General features: G+C 55.9%; 16 protein-coding genes. 6 read left to right on the forward strand and 10 right to left on the reverse strand.

Going from position 1 to position 18,015, the window contains the following annotated elements; all coding sequences use genetic code 11:
- Window positions 1–38 precede the first annotated feature (38 nt).
- The 3 genes from KW829_RS17175 to KW829_RS17185 all read right to left on the reverse strand — a co-directional run bounded on the left by KW829_RS17175 (window position 39) and on the right by KW829_RS17185 (window position 3,600).
- Window positions 39–1,361, reverse strand: a complete 1,323-nt coding sequence (locus KW829_RS17175; protein WP_010426025.1) for an MFS transporter — start codon at window positions 1,359–1,361, stop codon at window positions 39–41.
- Window positions 1,362–1,622: 261 nt separating this feature from the next.
- Window positions 1,623–2,648 (reverse strand): inner membrane protein YhjD, encoded by a 1,026-nt coding sequence (gene yhjD / locus KW829_RS17180; protein WP_218308699.1) that lies wholly within the window; start codon window positions 2,646–2,648, stop codon window positions 1,623–1,625.
- A gap of 52 nt (window positions 2,649–2,700) precedes the next feature.
- A complete protein-coding gene (locus tag KW829_RS17185) occupies window positions 2,701–3,600 on the reverse strand; it encodes a LysR family transcriptional regulator (protein WP_010426022.1) in 900 nt (299 codons plus the stop codon).
- 119 nt (window positions 3,601–3,719) lie between these two features.
- Between KW829_RS17185 and KW829_RS17190 the strand changes: the two genes are divergently transcribed.
- Both KW829_RS17190 and KW829_RS17195 read left to right on the forward strand, forming a co-directional pair.
- Window positions 3,720–4,478 (forward strand): SDR family NAD(P)-dependent oxidoreductase, encoded by a 759-nt coding sequence (locus KW829_RS17190; protein WP_218308700.1) that lies wholly within the window; start codon window positions 3,720–3,722, stop codon window positions 4,476–4,478.
- A 173-nt stretch (window positions 4,479–4,651) separates the two neighbouring features.
- Window positions 4,652–5,254, forward strand: coding sequence for a helix-turn-helix transcriptional regulator (locus KW829_RS17195; RefSeq protein WP_218308701.1), 603 nt, complete (start codon window positions 4,652–4,654; stop codon window positions 5,252–5,254).
- Here KW829_RS17195 and KW829_RS17200 read toward each other — a convergent pair.
- Window positions 5,233–5,571: a lysozyme gene (locus KW829_RS17200; protein ID WP_010426015.1), complete on the reverse strand. Its 339-nt coding sequence runs from the start codon at window positions 5,569–5,571 to the stop codon at window positions 5,233–5,235. The two genes, KW829_RS17195 and KW829_RS17200, sit on opposite strands and share 22 nt — an antisense overlap.
- A 71-nt stretch (window positions 5,572–5,642) precedes the next feature.
- The gene (locus KW829_RS17205) at window positions 5,643–6,182 is read right to left on the reverse strand and encodes a GNAT family N-acetyltransferase (RefSeq protein ID WP_089598698.1); all 540 of its coding nucleotides are present in this window, start codon (window positions 6,180–6,182) and stop codon (window positions 5,643–5,645) included.
- A gap of 147 nt (window positions 6,183–6,329) precedes the next feature.
- Here KW829_RS17205 and KW829_RS17210 point away from each other — a divergent pair, with 147 nt between their 5' ends.
- The gene (locus tag KW829_RS17210) at window positions 6,330–7,919 is read left to right on the forward strand and encodes an STY4199 family HEPN domain-containing protein (RefSeq protein ID WP_218308702.1); all 1,590 of its coding nucleotides are present in this window, start codon (window positions 6,330–6,332) and stop codon (window positions 7,917–7,919) included.
- 59 nt (window positions 7,920–7,978) lie between these two features.
- Here the strand turns inward: KW829_RS17210 and KW829_RS17215 are convergent, their stop codons facing one another.
- The 3 genes from KW829_RS17215 to KW829_RS17225 form a co-directional block, all read right to left on the reverse strand.
- Window positions 7,979–9,628: an alpha,alpha-trehalase gene (locus KW829_RS17215; protein WP_089598696.1), complete on the reverse strand. Its 1,650-nt coding sequence runs from the start codon at window positions 9,626–9,628 to the stop codon at window positions 7,979–7,981.
- Window positions 9,629–9,810: 182 nt separating this feature from the next.
- On the reverse strand, window positions 9,811–11,163 hold the full coding sequence (gorA, locus tag KW829_RS17220) for a glutathione-disulfide reductase (protein WP_218308703.1): 1,353 nt from the start codon (window positions 11,161–11,163) through the stop codon (window positions 9,811–9,813).
- A 71-nt stretch (window positions 11,164–11,234) separates the two neighbouring features.
- Window positions 11,235–12,077 carry a 23S rRNA (adenine(2030)-N(6))-methyltransferase RlmJ gene (locus KW829_RS17225; RefSeq protein WP_108417662.1) on the reverse strand — a complete coding sequence of 281 codons (843 nt, stop codon included), beginning with the start codon at window positions 12,075–12,077 and terminating at the stop codon, window positions 11,235–11,237.
- Between the two features lie 215 nt (window positions 12,078–12,292).
- Here KW829_RS17225 and prlC point away from each other — a divergent pair, with 215 nt between their 5' ends.
- Window positions 12,293–14,335, forward strand: coding sequence for an oligopeptidase A (prlC, locus tag KW829_RS17230; RefSeq protein WP_089598693.1), 2,043 nt, complete (start codon window positions 12,293–12,295; stop codon window positions 14,333–14,335).
- Window positions 14,336–14,342: 7 nt separating this feature from the next.
- Window positions 14,343–15,095, forward strand: coding sequence for a 16S rRNA (guanine(1516)-N(2))-methyltransferase RsmJ (rsmJ, locus tag KW829_RS17235; protein ID WP_218308704.1), 753 nt, complete (start codon window positions 14,343–14,345; stop codon window positions 15,093–15,095).
- 96 nt (window positions 15,096–15,191) lie between these two features.
- Here the strand turns inward: rsmJ and uspA are convergent, their stop codons facing one another.
- The gene (uspA, locus tag KW829_RS17240; protein ID WP_003861223.1) at window positions 15,192–15,629 is read right to left on the reverse strand and encodes a universal stress protein UspA; all 438 of its coding nucleotides are present in this window, start codon (window positions 15,627–15,629) and stop codon (window positions 15,192–15,194) included.
- 283 nt (window positions 15,630–15,912) lie between these two features.
- Between uspA and uspB the strand changes: the two genes are divergently transcribed.
- The gene (gene uspB, locus KW829_RS17245; protein ID WP_003861224.1) at window positions 15,913–16,248 is read left to right on the forward strand and encodes a universal stress protein UspB; all 336 of its coding nucleotides are present in this window, start codon (window positions 15,913–15,915) and stop codon (window positions 16,246–16,248) included.
- Window positions 16,249–16,302: 54 nt separating this feature from the next.
- On the opposite strand, the gene pitA is transcribed toward uspB, so the two are convergent.
- A complete protein-coding gene (gene pitA, locus KW829_RS17250) occupies window positions 16,303–17,802 on the reverse strand; it encodes an inorganic phosphate transporter PitA (RefSeq protein WP_042717227.1) in 1,500 nt (499 codons plus the stop codon).
- Window positions 17,803–18,015 lie beyond the last annotated feature (213 nt).

Below are 18,015 nucleotides of genomic sequence, written 5' to 3' on the forward strand. Positions count from 1 at the left end.
GGGAGAGGGCCGGGGTGAGGGCATCAGGCCGCAGTGTATTACAGAGCCTGATGCTTAGTCTCGTGCGTCAGCAGCAGCGCAATCAGCGTCAGTGCTGCCATGGCCGCCAGATAGACGCCCACGTAGAACAGACCATAGTTCGCCTGCAGCCAGGTAGCAATATACGGCGCAACGGACGCGCCCAGAATAGAGGCAACGTTGTAGGAGAACGACGCGCCCGTGTAACGCACTTCCGTCGGGAACAGCTCCGGCAGCAGCGCACCCATCGGGCCGAAGGTCAGGCCCATCAGGCTCAGGCCAATCAGCAGATACGCCATCACCAGTGCAGGGCTACCGGAACCCAACAGCGGCGGGAAGACGAACAGCGCGAACAGAATAATCAGCGTGGTGATCACAATCATGCTTGAGCGGCGACCAAACTTATCCGCCAGCAGGCCCGCAATCGGCACCATCACGCCAAAGCCAATCACCGCCATCATCAGCATCCACAGCACTTCGTTACGCGGCAGACCCAGACCCACCGGCGCGGCGGCGGTGCTGTACGTCATTGAGTAGACGGTCATGATGTAGAACAGCGTATACGTCGCCAGCATGATAAAGGTGCCCAGCACGGTCACGCGGACGTGTTTGGTCAGCAGCGTTCCCAGCGGTACTTTTACCTGTTTTTTTGCGGCCGCGACTTTGGCAAAGACCGGCGTTTCGTGCAGAGAGACGCGCACATACAGACCAATCAGCACCAGTACGGCAGAGAAGACAAACGGAATACGCCAGCCCCAGCTCATGAACTGTTCATCCGTCAGCAGCCAGGAGAGCAGCAGGAAGGTGCCGTTCGCGAAGAAGAAGCCAATCGGTGCGCCCAGTTGCGGAAATGAGCCATACAGCGCACGCTTGCGCGCCGGGGCGTTCTCGGTAGCCAGCAGCGCCGCGCCACCCCATTCACCACCCAGGCCCAAACCCTGACCAAAACGCGCCAGCGCCAGCAGAACCGGCGCCAGAATGCCGATGGTTTCGTAAGTGGGCAGCAGACCGATGGCCACGGTCGAAATCCCCATCGTCAGCAGCGACGCCACAAGCGTCACTTTGCGGCCAACGCGATCGCCAAAGTGACCAAAGACCGCTGAACCAATTGGACGCGCCACGAAGGCGATAGCAAAGGTTGCCAGAGACTGTAGCGTTGCCGCCGTCGGGTCGCCCTGCGGGAAGAAAATATGCGGGAAGACGATAACCGCTGCGGTGGCATAAATATAAAAGTCGAAGAACTCAATGGCGGTGCCAATCAGCGATGCGACGACAACTTTGTTACGCGAGTTGACCGGAACGTTTTCCGCCCCTTCGTTAAGTGTTGTGGCTGTTGCTTGCATAATATTTTCTTATTTTTGGACGAACGAAAGGCCATATTACGCATAGCAAAAGCGACATTTCAATCTGTTACAAAGTCGCGAGGCGGTGATAAAAGCAACAAAAAGCGGATAATTTTCAGACCAGCGAAATACCTTCCATGAAATGCTTCACACTTTTCAAATATTAGTGATTAAAACTGGTTTTTGGTTAAATAAAAGTTACGGTCTGGATTTATATGCTGAAATGACTGGTCGGGCTGAAATATCAGCCCGACAGGGGGCTTAGCGGTGGGTTTTTCCCGGCATACGCGGGTCATCTTTATACTCGGCAGTGGCGATCCACGCCGCGCAGAACAACGTCAGGCGAGCGAAGAAGTAGAAGAACGCCATCAGCCCCAGTACGGAGCCAAACGCCGCGCCGGACGGGGATTTCACCAGCGACGGCAGAGTGTAGGTCATTACGATTTTGATCACCTCAAAGCCAATCGCCGCAATGAGCGTCCCGCGAATGAGCGCTTTCTTACGCGGACGATGGCGCGGCAGGCGCCAGAAGATCCAGAAGAACAGCAGGTAGTTGGCAAAGATGGAGATAGCCAGGCCAATCCCGCGCCATGCGGGCTTCAGCCATTCGATGTAATCAAGATAGAGCGCGGAGATGATCATCTGCTGCGCCGAGCCTGCAACGGAAGTGATGGAAAGCGTCACGATCAGCGCCACGAGCAGACCAATCAGCGATACAAAATCACGAAAATACTTAACCCAAATCTTCTCCTGCTCCTGCGGCGTGCGCTCCCACACGTCGCGCGACTGGGCGCGAATGGCTTCACGCAGGTTGCCCATCCAGTTAATGCCGGAATAGAGGGCAATCAGTAAACCGACGATACCGACGGTAGTACGCTGCTGTACGGCGGTATTGATGGTGCTTTTCAGCGTGGAGGCGAGCGTTGGGTCGCTGACGTTAATCAGAATCTTATTGAAAATGTCCTGCAGCAGCGTCGGGTGTGACGCCAGCACAAAACCGGCGGCAGCAAACGACACCATCAGGATCGGGATCATCGATAAGAAAGAAAAGTAAGTAATGGCCGCCCCAAACTGATTCCCCATGCGGTCGTTAAACCGTTCCGTGGCGCGTATCAGGTGTGCAATCATGGGAAGCTGCTGGATCTTTTCTGCCATGCTGGTAACCGTACCCAGCGCTTTGCTGGCTGTCCCAGGCGTTGCGGGCGCTTCAGGCTCGGTTTCCATCTTTTTGATGGGTTCATACTCTAAATGTTGAGTCGGTCGTTGCGGATTGTTTTCCGGCGTCACGCGCATTTTCCTTTTCGTTGAGCTGGATGTGTTTTTGAATTATAGCTTGCGACTAGTCCACGTAAGCTTTCGTGAGTTCAGTTAGCCACTCCATAAACAGATGTACCCGGCGGGAGAGGTTACGGCGGTGAGGATAAATCAGCGAAACGGGCATCGGTTCCGCCCGGTATTGCGGGAGGATCTCAACCAGTTTCTTCGTGCGCAGTAAATCACGTACTCCAACCCGCGGAACCTGAATAATGCCTAACCCCGCAAGGCAGGCAGCCTGGTAGGTCTCCGTGCTGTTGACCGTTAATACACCGCCCGTCTTGACCCACTGCGTCGTGCTGCCGTTATAAAACTCGAAGCCCTGCGGGCGTGTGCCCAGCGTGGCGGCATAGTGGATCACCGCATGTGAAGCCAGATCCTCCAGCGTCTCAGGATAGCCGAAGCGCGTCAGATACGCCGGACTGGCGCAGTTGATGACGGACAGCTTGCCCAGCGGTCGGGCTATCAGCCCTGAATCCTTCAGCGTGCCCACGCGCACCACGCAGTCAAACCCCTCGCGAATCACGTCCACCAGACGGTCGCTGCTGCTGAGTTCCAGTTCGATGCCGGGATACTGTTGCAGAAAGGCGGGCAGTTTGGGGATGACTAAATTTCGTGCAACGCCAACGGGCATATCGACACGCAACCGTCCGCTGATGCTGGAAGGGTCGTGAAGGAACATGCTGTCCAGTTCGTCGAGGTTTGCCAGCAGATCTTTTGTGCGTTCGTAATAGACCATCCCATCCTGCGTCAGGCTGACGCGACGGGTGGTACGGTGCAATAGCTGGGTGCCCAGCTGGTTTTCCAGCGCCTGGATTTGCCGCGAAACGCTGCCCTTTGGCAGGCTCAGCGTCTCCGCCGCACGGGAAAAACTCTCCAGTTCTGCGACACGGATGAACAATTGCATTGCGTGAATTTTATCCATAGGCGGCGCTCATTGTTGTTACTAATGAAACAGTGAAGCGTTATCCACTGTCTTTATTGATTTTCTATCACCTAATAAGCTCTTTCTCAATCTCCATAACAGCCGAAACGAGGTTTCTCATGAGTGAACGTATTGCATTAGTGACAGGTGGTAGCCGTGGCCTGGGTAAAAACGCGGTTTTGAAGCTGGCGGCAGAAGGGACGGGGATCATCCTGACTTATAACAGCAGCGAGCGGGAAGCGCAGAACGTCGTGCGTGAAATTGAGCAAAAAGGGGTTAAGGCGGTGGCATTACAGCTTAACGTCGGCGAAATCGCCACTTTCGGTGACTTTGCTAAAAAAGTGCAGGAAAGCCTGAAGACGGTCTGGCAACGTGACACCTTTGATTATTTATTAAACAACGCGGGCACGGGTTTATATGCACCCTATACCGAGACGACGGAAGCCCAGTTTGATGACGCCATGAACATCCACTTTAAAGGACCGTTCTTCCTGACTCAGATCCTGCTGCCTCTGATAAAGGACGGTGGGCGTATTCTGAACGTCTCCAGTGGTCTGGCCCGTTTCACCCAGCCGGGCTCGGGTACCTATGCGGCGATGAAAGGGGCGATGGAAGTGCTGACCCGCTATCAGGCGAAAGAGCTGGGCGCTCGCGGGATCGCCGTCAACATTATCGCCCCCGGCGCGATTGAAACCGACTTTGGCGGCGGACGCGTGCGTGACAACGCCGAGCTTAATCAACTGCTGGCGTCGCAGACGGCGCTGGGGCGTGTGGGCCTGCCGGACGACATTGGCAATGCCATTGCCGCCCTGCTTAGCGACAAACTGGGCTGGATGAACGCGCAACGTATTGAAGTGTCAGGCGGTATGTTCCTCTAAGCCGCACGCTTAAGGGGAGGGAACCTCTTAAGGAAATCCTTAAGACAAATGTGTCCAGATACGGGTAGATATAAAGAAAACGGGTGGATTTGTAACCTCTCCATTCATTGAGTTTTTTCTCAAATAATGCCTCTGTAGAATCCCCCCTCGCTATTCTCAGAGGGAGAAAAACGATGCGAGTAATCATGTTTGACAGGCAGTCGATATTTATTCATGGAGCGATACACAGTCTGCAAAAGTTAATTCCGGAAATAGATATGACGGGGACCAGTCAGGCTGATGAATTATGGGCGCAGTTGTCCGCGTCACCCGCCGCTATCGTGATGATTGACGGGGATTTAATTCAGAAAGAGGGCATCGCTTTCCTGGGGGAAATCATACATCGCTTCCCGGCACTCCGCGTGGTGATGGTTCTGGCGAGAAAAGAGACCAGATGGGGCGAGCAGATGATGCAGCGAAACGTGATGGCGATTATTCCCCGCAATGCGAACCCGGAACGATTCGCCGCCGTGCTGGATTCCGTGTCCAGAGGGATGATCTGTTTTCCCGGGGAGTGGCTCAGGCAGCAGGCTTCGCAGGAGGCATTATTAACGCTAAGCGAGCGTCAGCGTGAAGTGTTGAAACGCCTGGCTGCCGGGGAGTCAAATAAGGAAATTAGCCGCAGCCTGAATATCAGCGCGGCAACGGTAAAAGCCCATCTGGAAGCGCTTTTCCGTCGGCTGGATGTCAAAAACAGAACGCAGGCGGCCATGTACTACACCCGCTCAACGGCCTGAAGCCATGCTTTTACCCGCGTCGGTATTTCACCGAAGCTGAATATCATTAATATCAGCGCGTCATGCTGCTGTTGGGTTAAGGAGAACGTCACATTTTCCCGCAGCAGCGCCTCGCATAATTGCAAATCGCCGTGGAGCAAATATTCTGCCTCGATGGGGGTGATAAGACGGCGAAAATCTTCCCGCGGGTGGATGACGTGACCATATCCGATAACCCATATTCCGTTTATGTCACGATATTTCTCCAGGGAAAGCCCCTGATTTTTTTTAATTAACGCAATCGCAGCAGACGATATCTTTAGCGTAGAACCTGGCATATTCGTTTCCTCTTAATGGCAACACTGTAGAGGAAACGACGCGGGAGAAATATCCGCCAAATGGCTATTGCTCAGGGATTATTATTCAGGTATTCATGCTTCAATAAGCCAAATAGCCAGTCATTTTGCCACTGACCGCCAAGGTAATAATTCTCGCGCAGTTCGCCTTCCAGTTGAAAACCTGTTTTTTCCAGTACACGCTTTGACGCAATATTTCCCGCCGTGACGGTGGCGGTAAGCCGACGAATACCGCCCTGAAGAAAGGCATAATCGCAAAGCGCCCGCAGCGATTCGAAGCCGTAACCTTTCCCGTGTGCCGCAGGTGCGAAAAGGAATCCGACTTCGGCACAATCTTCTTCCCGATGAATGTAACCCGTGACGCCCAGCGGAGCCTGCGAGGCCGTATCACGCACGGTGAGGCAAAGCCAGTGCGCGCTGCCCGGCGACCATGGGACGAGACGAGAATCGAACGCTGCGCGGATCTCTGCCAGAGGGCGGTTTTCCGCCACAAAGCGCATGACGTTGGGATCGTGCTGTAGCGCGAGAAAAAATGGCCAGTCCTGCTCGTGCAGCGGTGAACAGGTGAGACGCGCGGTCGTTAATACGGGCATTCAGATTCTCCTGAAACATTTTAAATGATTATAAGGTTGTCACTTTATTTCAACAGAAAGTCAGGTATGTTTAACGTCGTATAAATAAAAGAAAAAAAGCTGTTTCATGCCTGGCCCAGGCGTTTTCATTGTCTCTGAAGGAATACAATGACTCTCAGCACATCACACCCCATTCGCGAACAGTTTGAACACTGTCTTGCGGTTATTCGTCAGGCGTCAGTCGAAATTCTGCTCCTGCTGAATGTACATGCTTCTGAAGGAAAAGATCCACGCTGGTTTCTGGAACAGCTGGACAGTGCCCGCTTAGGTCTCGGGGGATGGGCTGCTGTTGCGAAGCAACTCAACCTGAACGACGCTGAAATGTCGACATTTACGCTCCAGCTGCGCCTGCTGCAGCAGCGCGTGCCTCAGTATGAAAGCGGGCAGGATGTCACTGAAAATCAGCTGATTGCGGCGATGCGGTTTGTGACGACTCTGGAGCATCTTCGTCTCCAGCAGCCTCTTCTGACTTACAACACTGAGCTGGCGCACGGTAGCGAAATCCAACAGCAGCAGGCGCATAAGCAGGTGCGTGCTATCGAATTGATGATTAAGGGGCTGATCCAGCAGGCGTGGCCCGATCAGGTACGGCTCAATAACCATCTCAAGACCCTGTTTAATGCCGATCGCGTTCGTCGCTGGCTGAAGCTGGGCGACATTAACGATGTGTTGAGCGGCATGATGTTCAGCGAGCTGGCGCAGCTGCTGGTGGATAAAAAAGAATTTAGCCGTTACTACGCGTCACTGTTTAGCGATCCCGCCATGCTGACGCTGCTGGTGGAGCCGCGCATCACCCTGCAAACCTTCCTTGATGACATCCGACAAATCCGCAACAGCATTACCGTGCAGCGGGCATTAAGTTCCGCGCAAATCCTGCTGCTCGATCGCTACTATACGCAAGTCACCCGACCCGTTCAGCGCGCGTTTGAAGAGGGAAGAACGCGCGTCAATCCGGCGGGATTACTGGCCGTGGATGCCAGCGAACTGCATGCATTCTGGGAAAAGGCGCAGAAAATGGACCGGGTCACGGGTGGCGATCTGTTCGAGGTGCGTGACAGCATTGAAAAGCCTACCCAGCGTGCGCCGCGCACGCCTGAACAGCGCGAGCAGCTCATTTCCGGAGTGCTGTGGGGCGCGGTTGGCGTCATGGTTATCGTGATTATTGCCGGGGGCGTCTGGCTTGTGACCAGCGGCAAACCGCAGCACGTTGCGGCGAATGCCGCAGCCACGCCTCCAGTAGAGGAGATGCGTGAAACGCCTTCCTCGCGTGAGACGCTGACGCGCATGGGCGTTACCTGGGACGAGAATAATTTCCGTTCAGCCATCAACCGCAATGACACTCGCGTGGCGCTGCTTTTCTTGCAGGGTGGCATGGACTGGAAGCTGTCCTGGACGGAAGAGGCGATGTCGTCAGACCATGACGACGTACTTGAACTGATGCTGCGCTATCGGCAAAACATGGTGGAAGAGAAGCCGTGCCGTCGTTTTATCAACACGCTTAGCCACGCGATGGCGAACGGTGAGTCTCTGACGTCAACGCGTAAAGACTATTTAAAAGCGTTTTGCACCGTACCCGCTGTTGTGAAGCGCCAGCAGCACGACGCGGATATGGCGAAGCGCCGCGCGCAGGCACAGCCGGGCTCTGAAACGAAAAAATGGCAGTCTATTCAGACCGCCATTTATGAGGTGATTCGCTGACCTATCCTCCCTCTCCCTGTGGGAGAGGGCCGGGGTGAGGGGACCAGACCGCACCCCGCTCAAGGCTCCCCATACAGCCCAATCAGCCGCCGCACTACGCCGTTCGTCCAGCCGAAGCCGTCCTGAAGCGGGTACTCCCCACCCCCACCTTCACGCGGCGTGCTGCTGGCGATGTGGTACTTCTCAATCAGCTTGTGGTGCGTCTTGTAGAAGTGGTTCACCGTGTGCAGCCAGCTCCAGGCGATCTCGTCGCCCAGCGAGTCGTTGCCATACTGCTTGAACCCCTGAATCGCCATCCACTGCAGCGGTGCCCAGCCGTTGGGTTTATCCCACTGCTCGCCGGTTTCGTACTCGGTCGCCAGAATCCCGCCCGGCGTCAGCAGCCGCGCTTTCACCGCATCAGACACGCGTTCAGCCTGCTCATGAGTCGCCATCCCGACATACAGCGGCACGATGCTCGCCGCGGAGAAGAGGGCCATGACTTCGCGGCGCCAGTCGTAATCCCGATAGCAGCCATTCTCTTCATCCCATAGATAGCGGTTCACCGCGGCCCGGCGATCGCTGGCTTTCTGGCGGAACAGGTCGGCCGTCTCTTTATCTCCTTTCGACGCCGAGATATTGGCGATCGCGCTTTCCAGCTTGAACAGGAAGGCGTTCAAATCGATAGGGATAAACTGGGTGGTGCGAATGCTGGCAAGCCTGCCCGGCTCACGAAGCCAGCGGGAGGAGTAATCCCAGCCAGACGCCGCCCCGGCGCGTAAATCGCGGTAAACCTCATTCGGCGGACGGCCAGAGTGGCGCGCCGTCTCCACGTCCTCGATCCACGATTCGTCGCGCGGCGTGTCGCGGTCATCCCAGTAACGGTTAAGCAGTGAGCCATCCGGCATACGCACCGCGCTGCGGTAGGCCTGGTTAAGCAGCAGCGACTCGGCCCCGTCCATCCAGAAGGCGTGCTCCATCTTCAGGTGTTCAAGATAACGCTTCGCGCCGCGCACCCCGTCCTCCTCGAACAGCTCCACCATCAGGGCAAATACGGGCGGCTGGGAGCGGCTGAGATAGTAGGTACGGTTGCCGTTCGGGATATGGCCGTAGCGTTCAATCAGCCACGCAAAGTTATCCGCCATACACTTCAGCAGATCGTTACGGCCACTCTCCGCCAGCCCCAGCATGGAGAAGTACGAATCCCAGTAGTACGTCTCGCTGAATCGTCCGCCGGGGACGATATACGCCTGCGGCAGCGCCAGCAGGGACGACCAGGGAATATGATCCTGCGGTTCGCGCGTCAGCACGGGCCACAGGTTATCAATGTGCTCTTTCAGGGAAAGACCGGGGTCGGAAACGTATTCCGTCCCGTAGGTTTCCGGCATCCAGAAGTGGTTCTCCACAAAGCGTGCCAGGTCAAAATCACGATGGCGACGTACTTTGCGGTAGCGGATCAGGATATCGAGCGGATCCATCTTCGGGGCGCAGTCGGGGAAGGTTTTACTGTCGGCAAACAGCCTTGATGACTGCACGTGTTCGAACAGCTCAAGGTAGCGGTCGGCAGGCGTCAGGGCGTCGGAGGCCGGCAGCCCCTCGATCATTTCCGGTTCCGGCTCCGCCTCAATCATCTCATCCAGTTTCAACTCGCAGGGATCGGTCTCATAGCGCAGCTCTTCTTCGATCCCGAATTCGATGTTCTCGGTAGCCTGTATCTTCTGGTTGAACATGGTGATAAGGACCTCCGGTTGTGTGTTCTTAAAGACAGGTTTTTCCGGGCGTCCTATAAGCGTAGACACTCGCTTCGGTAGAAGGGTAGGGATATGTGCGGTAGATCACTCTTTTCGGAGCATTCGTTTTGCAACGATTTATGAATGTTAAAAAAATGCCCCTCAGGAGAGGGGCATCAGGATTAACGCATGGTCACAAACTCTTCCGCCGCAGTCGGGTGGATCGCCACGGTGTTATCGAAATCTTTCTTCGTTGCGCCCATCTTCAGCGCCACCGCAAAGCCCTGCAGGATCTCGTCCATGCCGAAGCCGATGCCGTGGATACCGACAATCTTCTCTTCCGGGCCTACACACACCAGCTTCATGCGGCACGGCTGACGGTGAGAGGTGACGGCGGTGTACATCGCCGTAAACGCCGATTTATACACTTTCACCTGGTCGTCGCCATACTGCTCGCGCGCCTGCGGCTCGGTTAAGCCGACGGTGCCGATTGGCGGGTGGCTGAAGACCACGGTTGGGATAAGGTTGTAATCCAGATGCTCGTCCGGCTTGTTGTTAAACAGGCGCTCGGAGAGACGACGGCCCGCCGCAACGGCAACCGGGGTAAGCTCAACGGCACCGGTGTTATCGCCGACCGCGTAAATGCCAGGCACGCTGGTGTTCTGGAACTTATCAACGACGATGTAGCCTTTATCGTTGGTTTTCACGCCCGTTACAGCCAGGTTGAAGTTATCGTTCGCCGGTTCACGACCGATCGCCCAGATCAGGCAGTCGACGGTCTGGCTGCGGCCATCTTCCAGCGCCAGGGTCAGGCTGCCGTCCGCATTTTTCACCACCGCTTTTGGTACGGCGTTGGTGTGCAGGGTCGGGCCTTCGGTGTTCATCACTTCGACCAGGGTATCGACAATCAGCGGGTCGAAGCTGCGCAGCGGCGCGTGTTTACGCACGAACAGGTGCGCCTCAGCGCCCAGGCCGTTAATCACCCCAGCCAGTTCCACCGCGATGTAACCCGCGCCCACGATGGCAACGCGTTTAGGCAGAGCAGGCAGCTCGAAGAAACCGTCGGAGTCGATACCGTATTCTGCACCTGGAATATTCGGGTGGCTCGGACGGCCGCCGGTGGCGATCAGGATGTGATCGGCAGTGATCGTCTCACCGTTCACTTCGATCGTTTTCGCGTCCACAAAGCGGGCGAAACCGCGGATCACGTCGACGTTATTTTTGCCCAGCACGTTGTCGTACGAGGTGTGAATGCGGTCGATGTAGGCGGTACGGCTGGCGATCAGCTTGTCCCAGTCGAAGTTATTGATGGTAGTGTCAAAGCCATAATCCGGACCGTACATATGGATAGCTTCACGGATTTGCGCCGCATGCCACATCACTTTTTTCGGTACACAACCCACGTTCACGCAGGTACCGCCCAGCGCTTTGGCTTCAATCAGCGCACACTTCTGGCCGTACATGGCCGCGCGGTTGATCGAGGCGATGCCGCCGCTGCCGCCGCCGATTGCGATGTAGTCATAATGCTTAGTCATAGCTTTTGTCCTTAATCGTGATTTGCCGCGATTGTATACCTGAAATCAATAGTTTCCACCGATGGCTGCGATTACTCCGGTACGATCCAACTGACGGTGGCGTGGCCCGTACCCGCTGGCACCAGCGTTTTGTGCAGCCACGGCAGCACGTTGTTCATCTGCGCTTCGAGCTTCCACGGCGGGTTGATCACAATCATGCCAGAAGCGGTCATGCCGCGCTGATCGCTGTCCGGGCGTACCGCCAGCTCAATCTGCAGGATTTTGCGGATACCGGTCGCTTCCAGGTCTTTGATCATGCGCTTGATTTGCGCGCGCAGCACCACCGGGTACCACAGGGCATAGGTGCCGGTAGCGAAGCGTTTGTAGCCTTCGTGGATGCCGGTCACCACCGCCTGATAGTCGGTTTTGATTTCGTACGGCGGGTCGATCAGCACCAGGCCGCGACGGGAGACCGGCGGCAGCTTGGCTTTCAGCTGCTGGTAGCCGTCGGCTTTTTCCACGCGGGCGCGATTATCTTTCTGGAATTCAGAACGCAGCAGCGGGAAGTCGCTCGGGTGCAGCTCGGTTAACTGGATGCTGTCCTGCTCGCGCAGCAGCTGGCGGGCAATCAGCGGGGAGCCAGGGTAGTAGCGCAGCTGGCCGTTGCGGTTGAAGTGATTCACCACGCCAATGTACGGCTCCAGCTCGGCAGGCAGATCGTCCTGCTGCCAGATACGGGCGATGCCCTCAAGGTATTCACCGGTACGCTCGGCATGCTCGCCGCTCAGCTGATAACGGCCCGCACCCGCATGGGTGTCGAGATAGAGAAACGGCTTCTCTTTCTCTTTGAGCGCTTCAATGATCAGGCTCTGAACGGTGTGTTTAAGGACGTCGGCGTGGTTGCCAGCGTGGAAGCTGTGGCGATAACTGAGCATGGATGAATGTGTTCCAGGTAGTAAACGTAGGCCCGATAAGCGTAGCGCCATCGGGCAAAAATAGAGCGTATCGCCACAGTATACAGAAAAGTTTCCACGGCCGCGAAAGCGCAACGTCCGGCATTGAAATCCTCTACACTTAACCCCATTACTGAAAACAATATGCCCAGCGCCGGATGCGCGCTTCATTCACCTATTTCAACAGGACAGCGTTTATGACCAATCCATTACTGACGCCTTTTTCGTTGCCACCGTTTTCTAAAATCCTCCCTGAGCATGTGGTTCCAGCCGTTACGCAATCGCTGGACAATTGCCGCGCGGCGGTAGAAAACGTGGTTGCGCAGGGCGCGCCGTACACGTGGGAAAATCTGTGTCAGAAGCTTTCCGAAGTGGACGACGTGCTGGGGCGTATCTTCTCCCCGGTGAGCCACCTGAACTCGGTCAAAAACAGCCCGGAACTGCGCGAAGCCTACGAACAAACCCTGCCGCTGCTCTCTGAGTACAGCACCTGGGTCGGCCAGCACGAAGGACTCTACAAAGCCTACCGCGACCTGCGCGACGGCGACCACTATGCCGAACTGAACACGGCGCAGAAAAAATCGGTCGATAACGCCCTGCGTGACTTTGAGCTGTCCGGTATCGGTCTGCCAAAAGAGAAGCAGGTTCGCTACGGTGAAATCGCCGCGCGTCTGTCCGAGCTGGGCAACCAGTACAGCAACAACGTGCTCGATGCCACCATGGGCTGGACGAAGCTGATTACCGACGAAGCGGAGCTGGCGGGTATGCCGGAAAGCGCGCTGGCGGCGGCAAAAGCCCAGGCCGAAGCGAAAGAGCAGGACGGTTTCCTGTTAACGCTGGATATCCCAAGCTATCTGCCGGTGATGACCTACTGCGACAACCAGGCATTGCGTGAAGAGATGTACCGCGCCTACAGCACCCGCGCCTCCGATCAGGGGCCGAATGCCGGTAAATGGGACAACAGCCCGGTGATGGCGGAAATCCTCGCGTTGCGCCACGAGCTGGCACAGCTGCTGGGCTTCGACAGCTACGCCGATAAATCCCTCGCCACTAAAATGGCCGAGAACCCGCAGCAGGTACTCGACTTCCTGACCGATCTGGCGAAACGCGCCCGTCCTCAGGGTGAGAAAGAGCTGGCCCAGCTGCGCGCCTTTGCGAAAGCGGAGTTCGGCGTGGACGAGCTGCAGCCGTGGGACATCGCTTACTACAGCGAAAAACAGAAGCAGCACCTCTACAGCATCAGCGACGAGCAGCTGCGCCCTTACTTCCCGGAAAACAAAGCCGTTAACGGCCTGTTCGAAGTGGTGAAACGCATCTATGGCATCACCGCGAAAGAGCGTACCGATATCGACGTCTGGCATCCGGACGTGCGCTTCTTCGAGCTGTATGACGAGAAAAACGAGCTGCGCGGCAGTTTCTACCTTGACCTGTACGCGCGTGAGAACAAGCGCGGCGGGGCGTGGATGGACGACTGCGTGGGCCAGATGCGTAAAGCCGACGGCTCCCTGCAGAAGCCGGTCGCCTACCTGACCTGTAACTTCAACCGTCCGGTGAGCGGCAAACCTGCGCTCTTCACCCACGATGAAGTGATTACCCTGTTCCACGAGTTCGGTCACGGTCTGCACCACATGCTGACCCGCATCGAAACCGCAGGCGTAGCCGGTATCAGCGGCGTGCCTTGGGATGCGGTCGAGCTGCCAAGCCAGTTTATGGAAAACTGGTGCTGGGAGCCGGACGCGCTGGCGTTTATCTCCGGCCACTATGAGACCGGCGAACCGCTGCCGAAGGAGCTGCTGGATAAAATGCTGGCGGCGAAAAACTATCAGGCGGCGATGTTCATCCTGCGTCAGCTGGAGTTCGGCCTGTTCGATTTCCGCCTGCACGCCGAGTTCAGCCCGGAGCAGGGGGCGAAAATCCTCGACACCCTGGCGGAAATCAAAAAGCAGGTTGCCGTTATTCCAGGGCCAACCTGGGGCCGCTTCCCGCATGCCTTCAGCCACATCTTTGCTGGCGGTTACGCGGCGGGTTACTACAGCTACCTGTGGGCCGACGTGCTGGCGGCAGATGCCTTCTCTCGCTTCGAAGAGGAGGGGATCTTCAACCGCGAAACCGGCCAGTCGTTCCTCGACAACATCCTGACCCGCGGCGGTTCTGAAGAGCCAATGGTGCTGTTCAAACGCTTCCGCGGACGCGAGCCGCAGCTGGATGCGATGCTTGAGCATTACGGAATCAAAGGCTGATTGTTACGTGAAGATCTGCTTAGTAGATGAAACGGGCGCCGGAGACGGCGCCTTATCTGTTCTGGCGGCCCGCTGGGGGCTGGAGCACGATGAAGAAAACCTGATGGCGCTGGTGATGACGCCGGAACACCTGGAGTTACGCAAGCGCGATGAACCGAAGCTCGGCGGGATTTTTGTCGACTTTGTCGGCGGCGCGATGGCGCACCGGCGCAAGTTCGGCGGCGGTCGCGGCGAGGCGGTGGCTAAAGCGGTCGGCATCAAAGGGAGCTATCTTCCGGACGTGGTCGATGCCACGGCGGGGCTGGGGCGTGATGCCTTTGTGCTGGCGTCTGTCGGCTGTCACGTGCGGATGCTGGAGCGTAATCCGGTGGTCGCTGCGCTGCTCGACGACGGGCTGGCGCGAGGCTACGCGGACCCGGAAATCGGCCCGTGGCTGCAGGCGCGTTTGCAGCTGATTCACGCCTCCAGCCTGACGGCGCTGACCGATATCACCCCTCGCCCGCAGGTGGTCTATCTCGACCCGATGTTCCCGCATAAGCAGAAAAGCGCGCTGGTGAAGAAAGAGATGCGGGTGTTTCAGTCGCTGGTGGGGCCGGATTTAGATGCAGATGGCCTGCTGGAGCCGGCTCGTCAGCTCGCGACGAAGCGGGTGGTGGTAAAGCGCCCGGACTATGCGCCGCCGCTGGCGGATGTCGCCACGACCAATGCGGTGACCACCAAAGGGCACCGGTTTGATATTTATTCGGGTACGCCGGAATAAAAAAGCCGGGTGGTGGCTTCGCCTTACCCGGCCTACGTTCTCGATCTATCCCCTCTCCCTGTGGGAGAGGGTTAGGGTGAGGGGAATTTAACGCACTTACTCGTCTTCTTCGTCACGCAGCGGAACAATCAGCATATCCACATGAACGGTGTTAATCAGCTGGCGCGCTGAAGACATCAGCTTGCTCCAGAAGTCCTGATGGTGACCGCAAACCACCAGGTCCATGTCGTATTTCTTGATCGCATCAACCAGCACCTGGCCCAGGTCGCCGCTACCGCTCAGGGTTTCGGTGATTGGATAGCCCGCGTTGGTGGACAGTTCGCTCAGCGCATGGTGAGTCTCTTCGGAGATGCGTTTCTGCATATCGCCAAGATTCACGTCGATCAGACCGGTATAAAGGTCGGAGTAGTTCACATCAACGTGAATCAGCGAAACTTTCGCGTTGTAGGGACGTGCCATGGATACCGCTTTATCAACCAGCACTTTGCTCTCCGGGGAGAGGTCTACCGCGATGAGAATGTGTTTGTAAGCCATAGTGTTACTCCTTCCTTAAGTTATCGATGACTAAATGAGAATGCCGTCGTCTGATACATTCATTACGGCCCAGTTAAACATATTTTTCAAGCTTTGGTGTTGATAACGATTAACCTTGTGGCAAAAAAATTAACGGATCTCCTACACTATTTAATGAACCGTTCGGATATTAAAACGCGAACCGGATCAACTTTTGGTCATTCTTTCACTGAACTGTCTGTCAGGGCATTGGAGTGCGGTAGCTCAGAAGCCTTGCTTCGTGGGCGGACGCCGGGGAGGATGTATGATTAGCACCGTCGCATTGTTTTGGGCGTTATGCGTAGTTTGCATAGTGAATATGGCGCGCTACTTCTCATCGTTACGTGCGCTGTTAGTAGTACTTCGTGGTTGCGATCCGTTGCTTTATCAGTATGTGGACGGTGGAGGATTCTTCACCTCGCATGGACAGCCCAGCAAACAGATGCGTCTGGTGGGATACATCTACTACCAGCGTTACCGCGATCATCACGATGAAGAGTTTATCCGTCGTTGCGAGCGTCTGCGTCGTCAGTTCATTTTGACCAGTGCCCTGTGCGGGCTGGTCGTGGTCAGTATGATTGCATTGATGATTTGGCACTGAGCATAAAAAAAGCGGGTCAGTTTCCTGACCCGCTTTTTTATCGCCTTCAACCGATTAAATCAGCTTCAGCGAAATCCAGTACAAACCGCCAGACAGCAGGATGGATGCCGGGAGTGTAAACACCCAAGCCATCAGAATGTTGGTCACGGTTTTACGCTGCAGACCGCCGCCGTCAACAATCATGGTACCTGCCACGGACGAGGAGAGTACGTGGGTGGTGGATACTGGCATACCGGTGTAGCTCGCCAGACCGATAGAAACCGCCGCCGTCATCTGCGCAGACATACCCTGCGCATAGGTCATGCCTTTCTTACCGATCTTCTCGCCGATGGTGGTCGCCACACGACGCCAGCCAATCATTGTACCGATACCCAGTGCCAGCGCGACGGCCATGATGATCCAGATTGGCGCGTACTCAATGGTGTTGAGCATATCGCTTTTCAGTTTCTTCAGCAGACGTTTGTCGTCAGCATTCACTTCTGGCAGCTTCGCGACTTTATCCGTCACGTCAGAGATGCAGAGCATGATGCGACGCAGTTGACCACGCTGTTCAACAGCCAGTTTGTCGTAGCTTTCGATGTCGCCCAGCATGCCTTTGGCACGTTCCAGCGCGTTAATCGCGTTTGCCGGATGGCAGTGGAACTCGCCCGGCGCGGTGGTGGCACCCGCTTCAGGAGACGGAATCAACTGGTCAACGCCGGTCGCTTTCTTCAACAGGGCAGGATGCTGCTGGAAGTACACTTCGACGTTGTTAATTGCATCACGGGTACGGGTGATTTCGTAACCGGAGGCGTTCATGTTGACCACGAAGCCAGCCGGTGCGACGCCAATCAGTACCAGCATCACCAGACCAATCCCTTTCTGACCATCGTTCGCGCCGTGAGAGAACGCCACGCCAATAGCGGAAATGATCAGCGCAATACGCGTCCAGAATGGCGGCTTTTTCTTGCCGTCTTTCTTCTCACGCTCTGCTGGCGTCAGGTGGATACGCGCACGTTTTTTCGTGTTGCTCCAGTAGCGACGCAGGATGAAAATTAATCCACCCGCAACCACCAGACCCACGATAGGAGAGATGATCAAAGAGCCGAAAATCCCCAACACTTTCGGGATGTTCAGCGCATCAACAACGGACGTCCCGGTCATCAGGGCATTGGTTAACCCGATACCGATAATCGCGCCGATGAGTGTGTGAGAACTGGATGCAGGCAGGCCGAAATACCAGGTACCGAGGTTCCAGATAATTGCAGCAAGCAGCATTGAGAACACCATAGCAAGGCCATGGCCAGAACTAACGTTGAGAAGCAGATCCGTTGGCAGCATATGCACGATCGCATACGCAACGCTCAGTCCGCCCAGGAGGACACCAAAAAAGTTAAATACCGCCGCCATAACAACCGCAAGCTGCGATCGCATTGCGCGAGTGTAGATAACCGTTGCTACTGCGTTTGCAGTGTCGTGGAAGCCGTTGATCGCTTCGTAAAACAGTACAAAAACCAGAGCAAGCAATAATAAAAGCCCGGTATGTAAATCCAGGCCGGCAAACAAATGTAGCATAGGACGTTACGCCATTTTGAGGACATGAACGCGGCGCATTATCCAGGACAAATGCACGGCGGGCAAAGTGAAATATAGACTTTTTTTGACATACCACCTGATTTGGGAAAAGTGCCTGAAAGGATAATCTTTAAATATCAATGAAATGGCTTTGTAATATCTTTTTACGCTGGTGTGACCACAGAGGAAACTTTACAATCCGCGGCAGTTAAC

Source organism: Enterobacter sp. ENT02 (assembly GCF_019219165.1).
Classification (GTDB): Bacteria; Pseudomonadota; Gammaproteobacteria; order Enterobacterales; family Enterobacteriaceae; genus Enterobacter; species Enterobacter mori.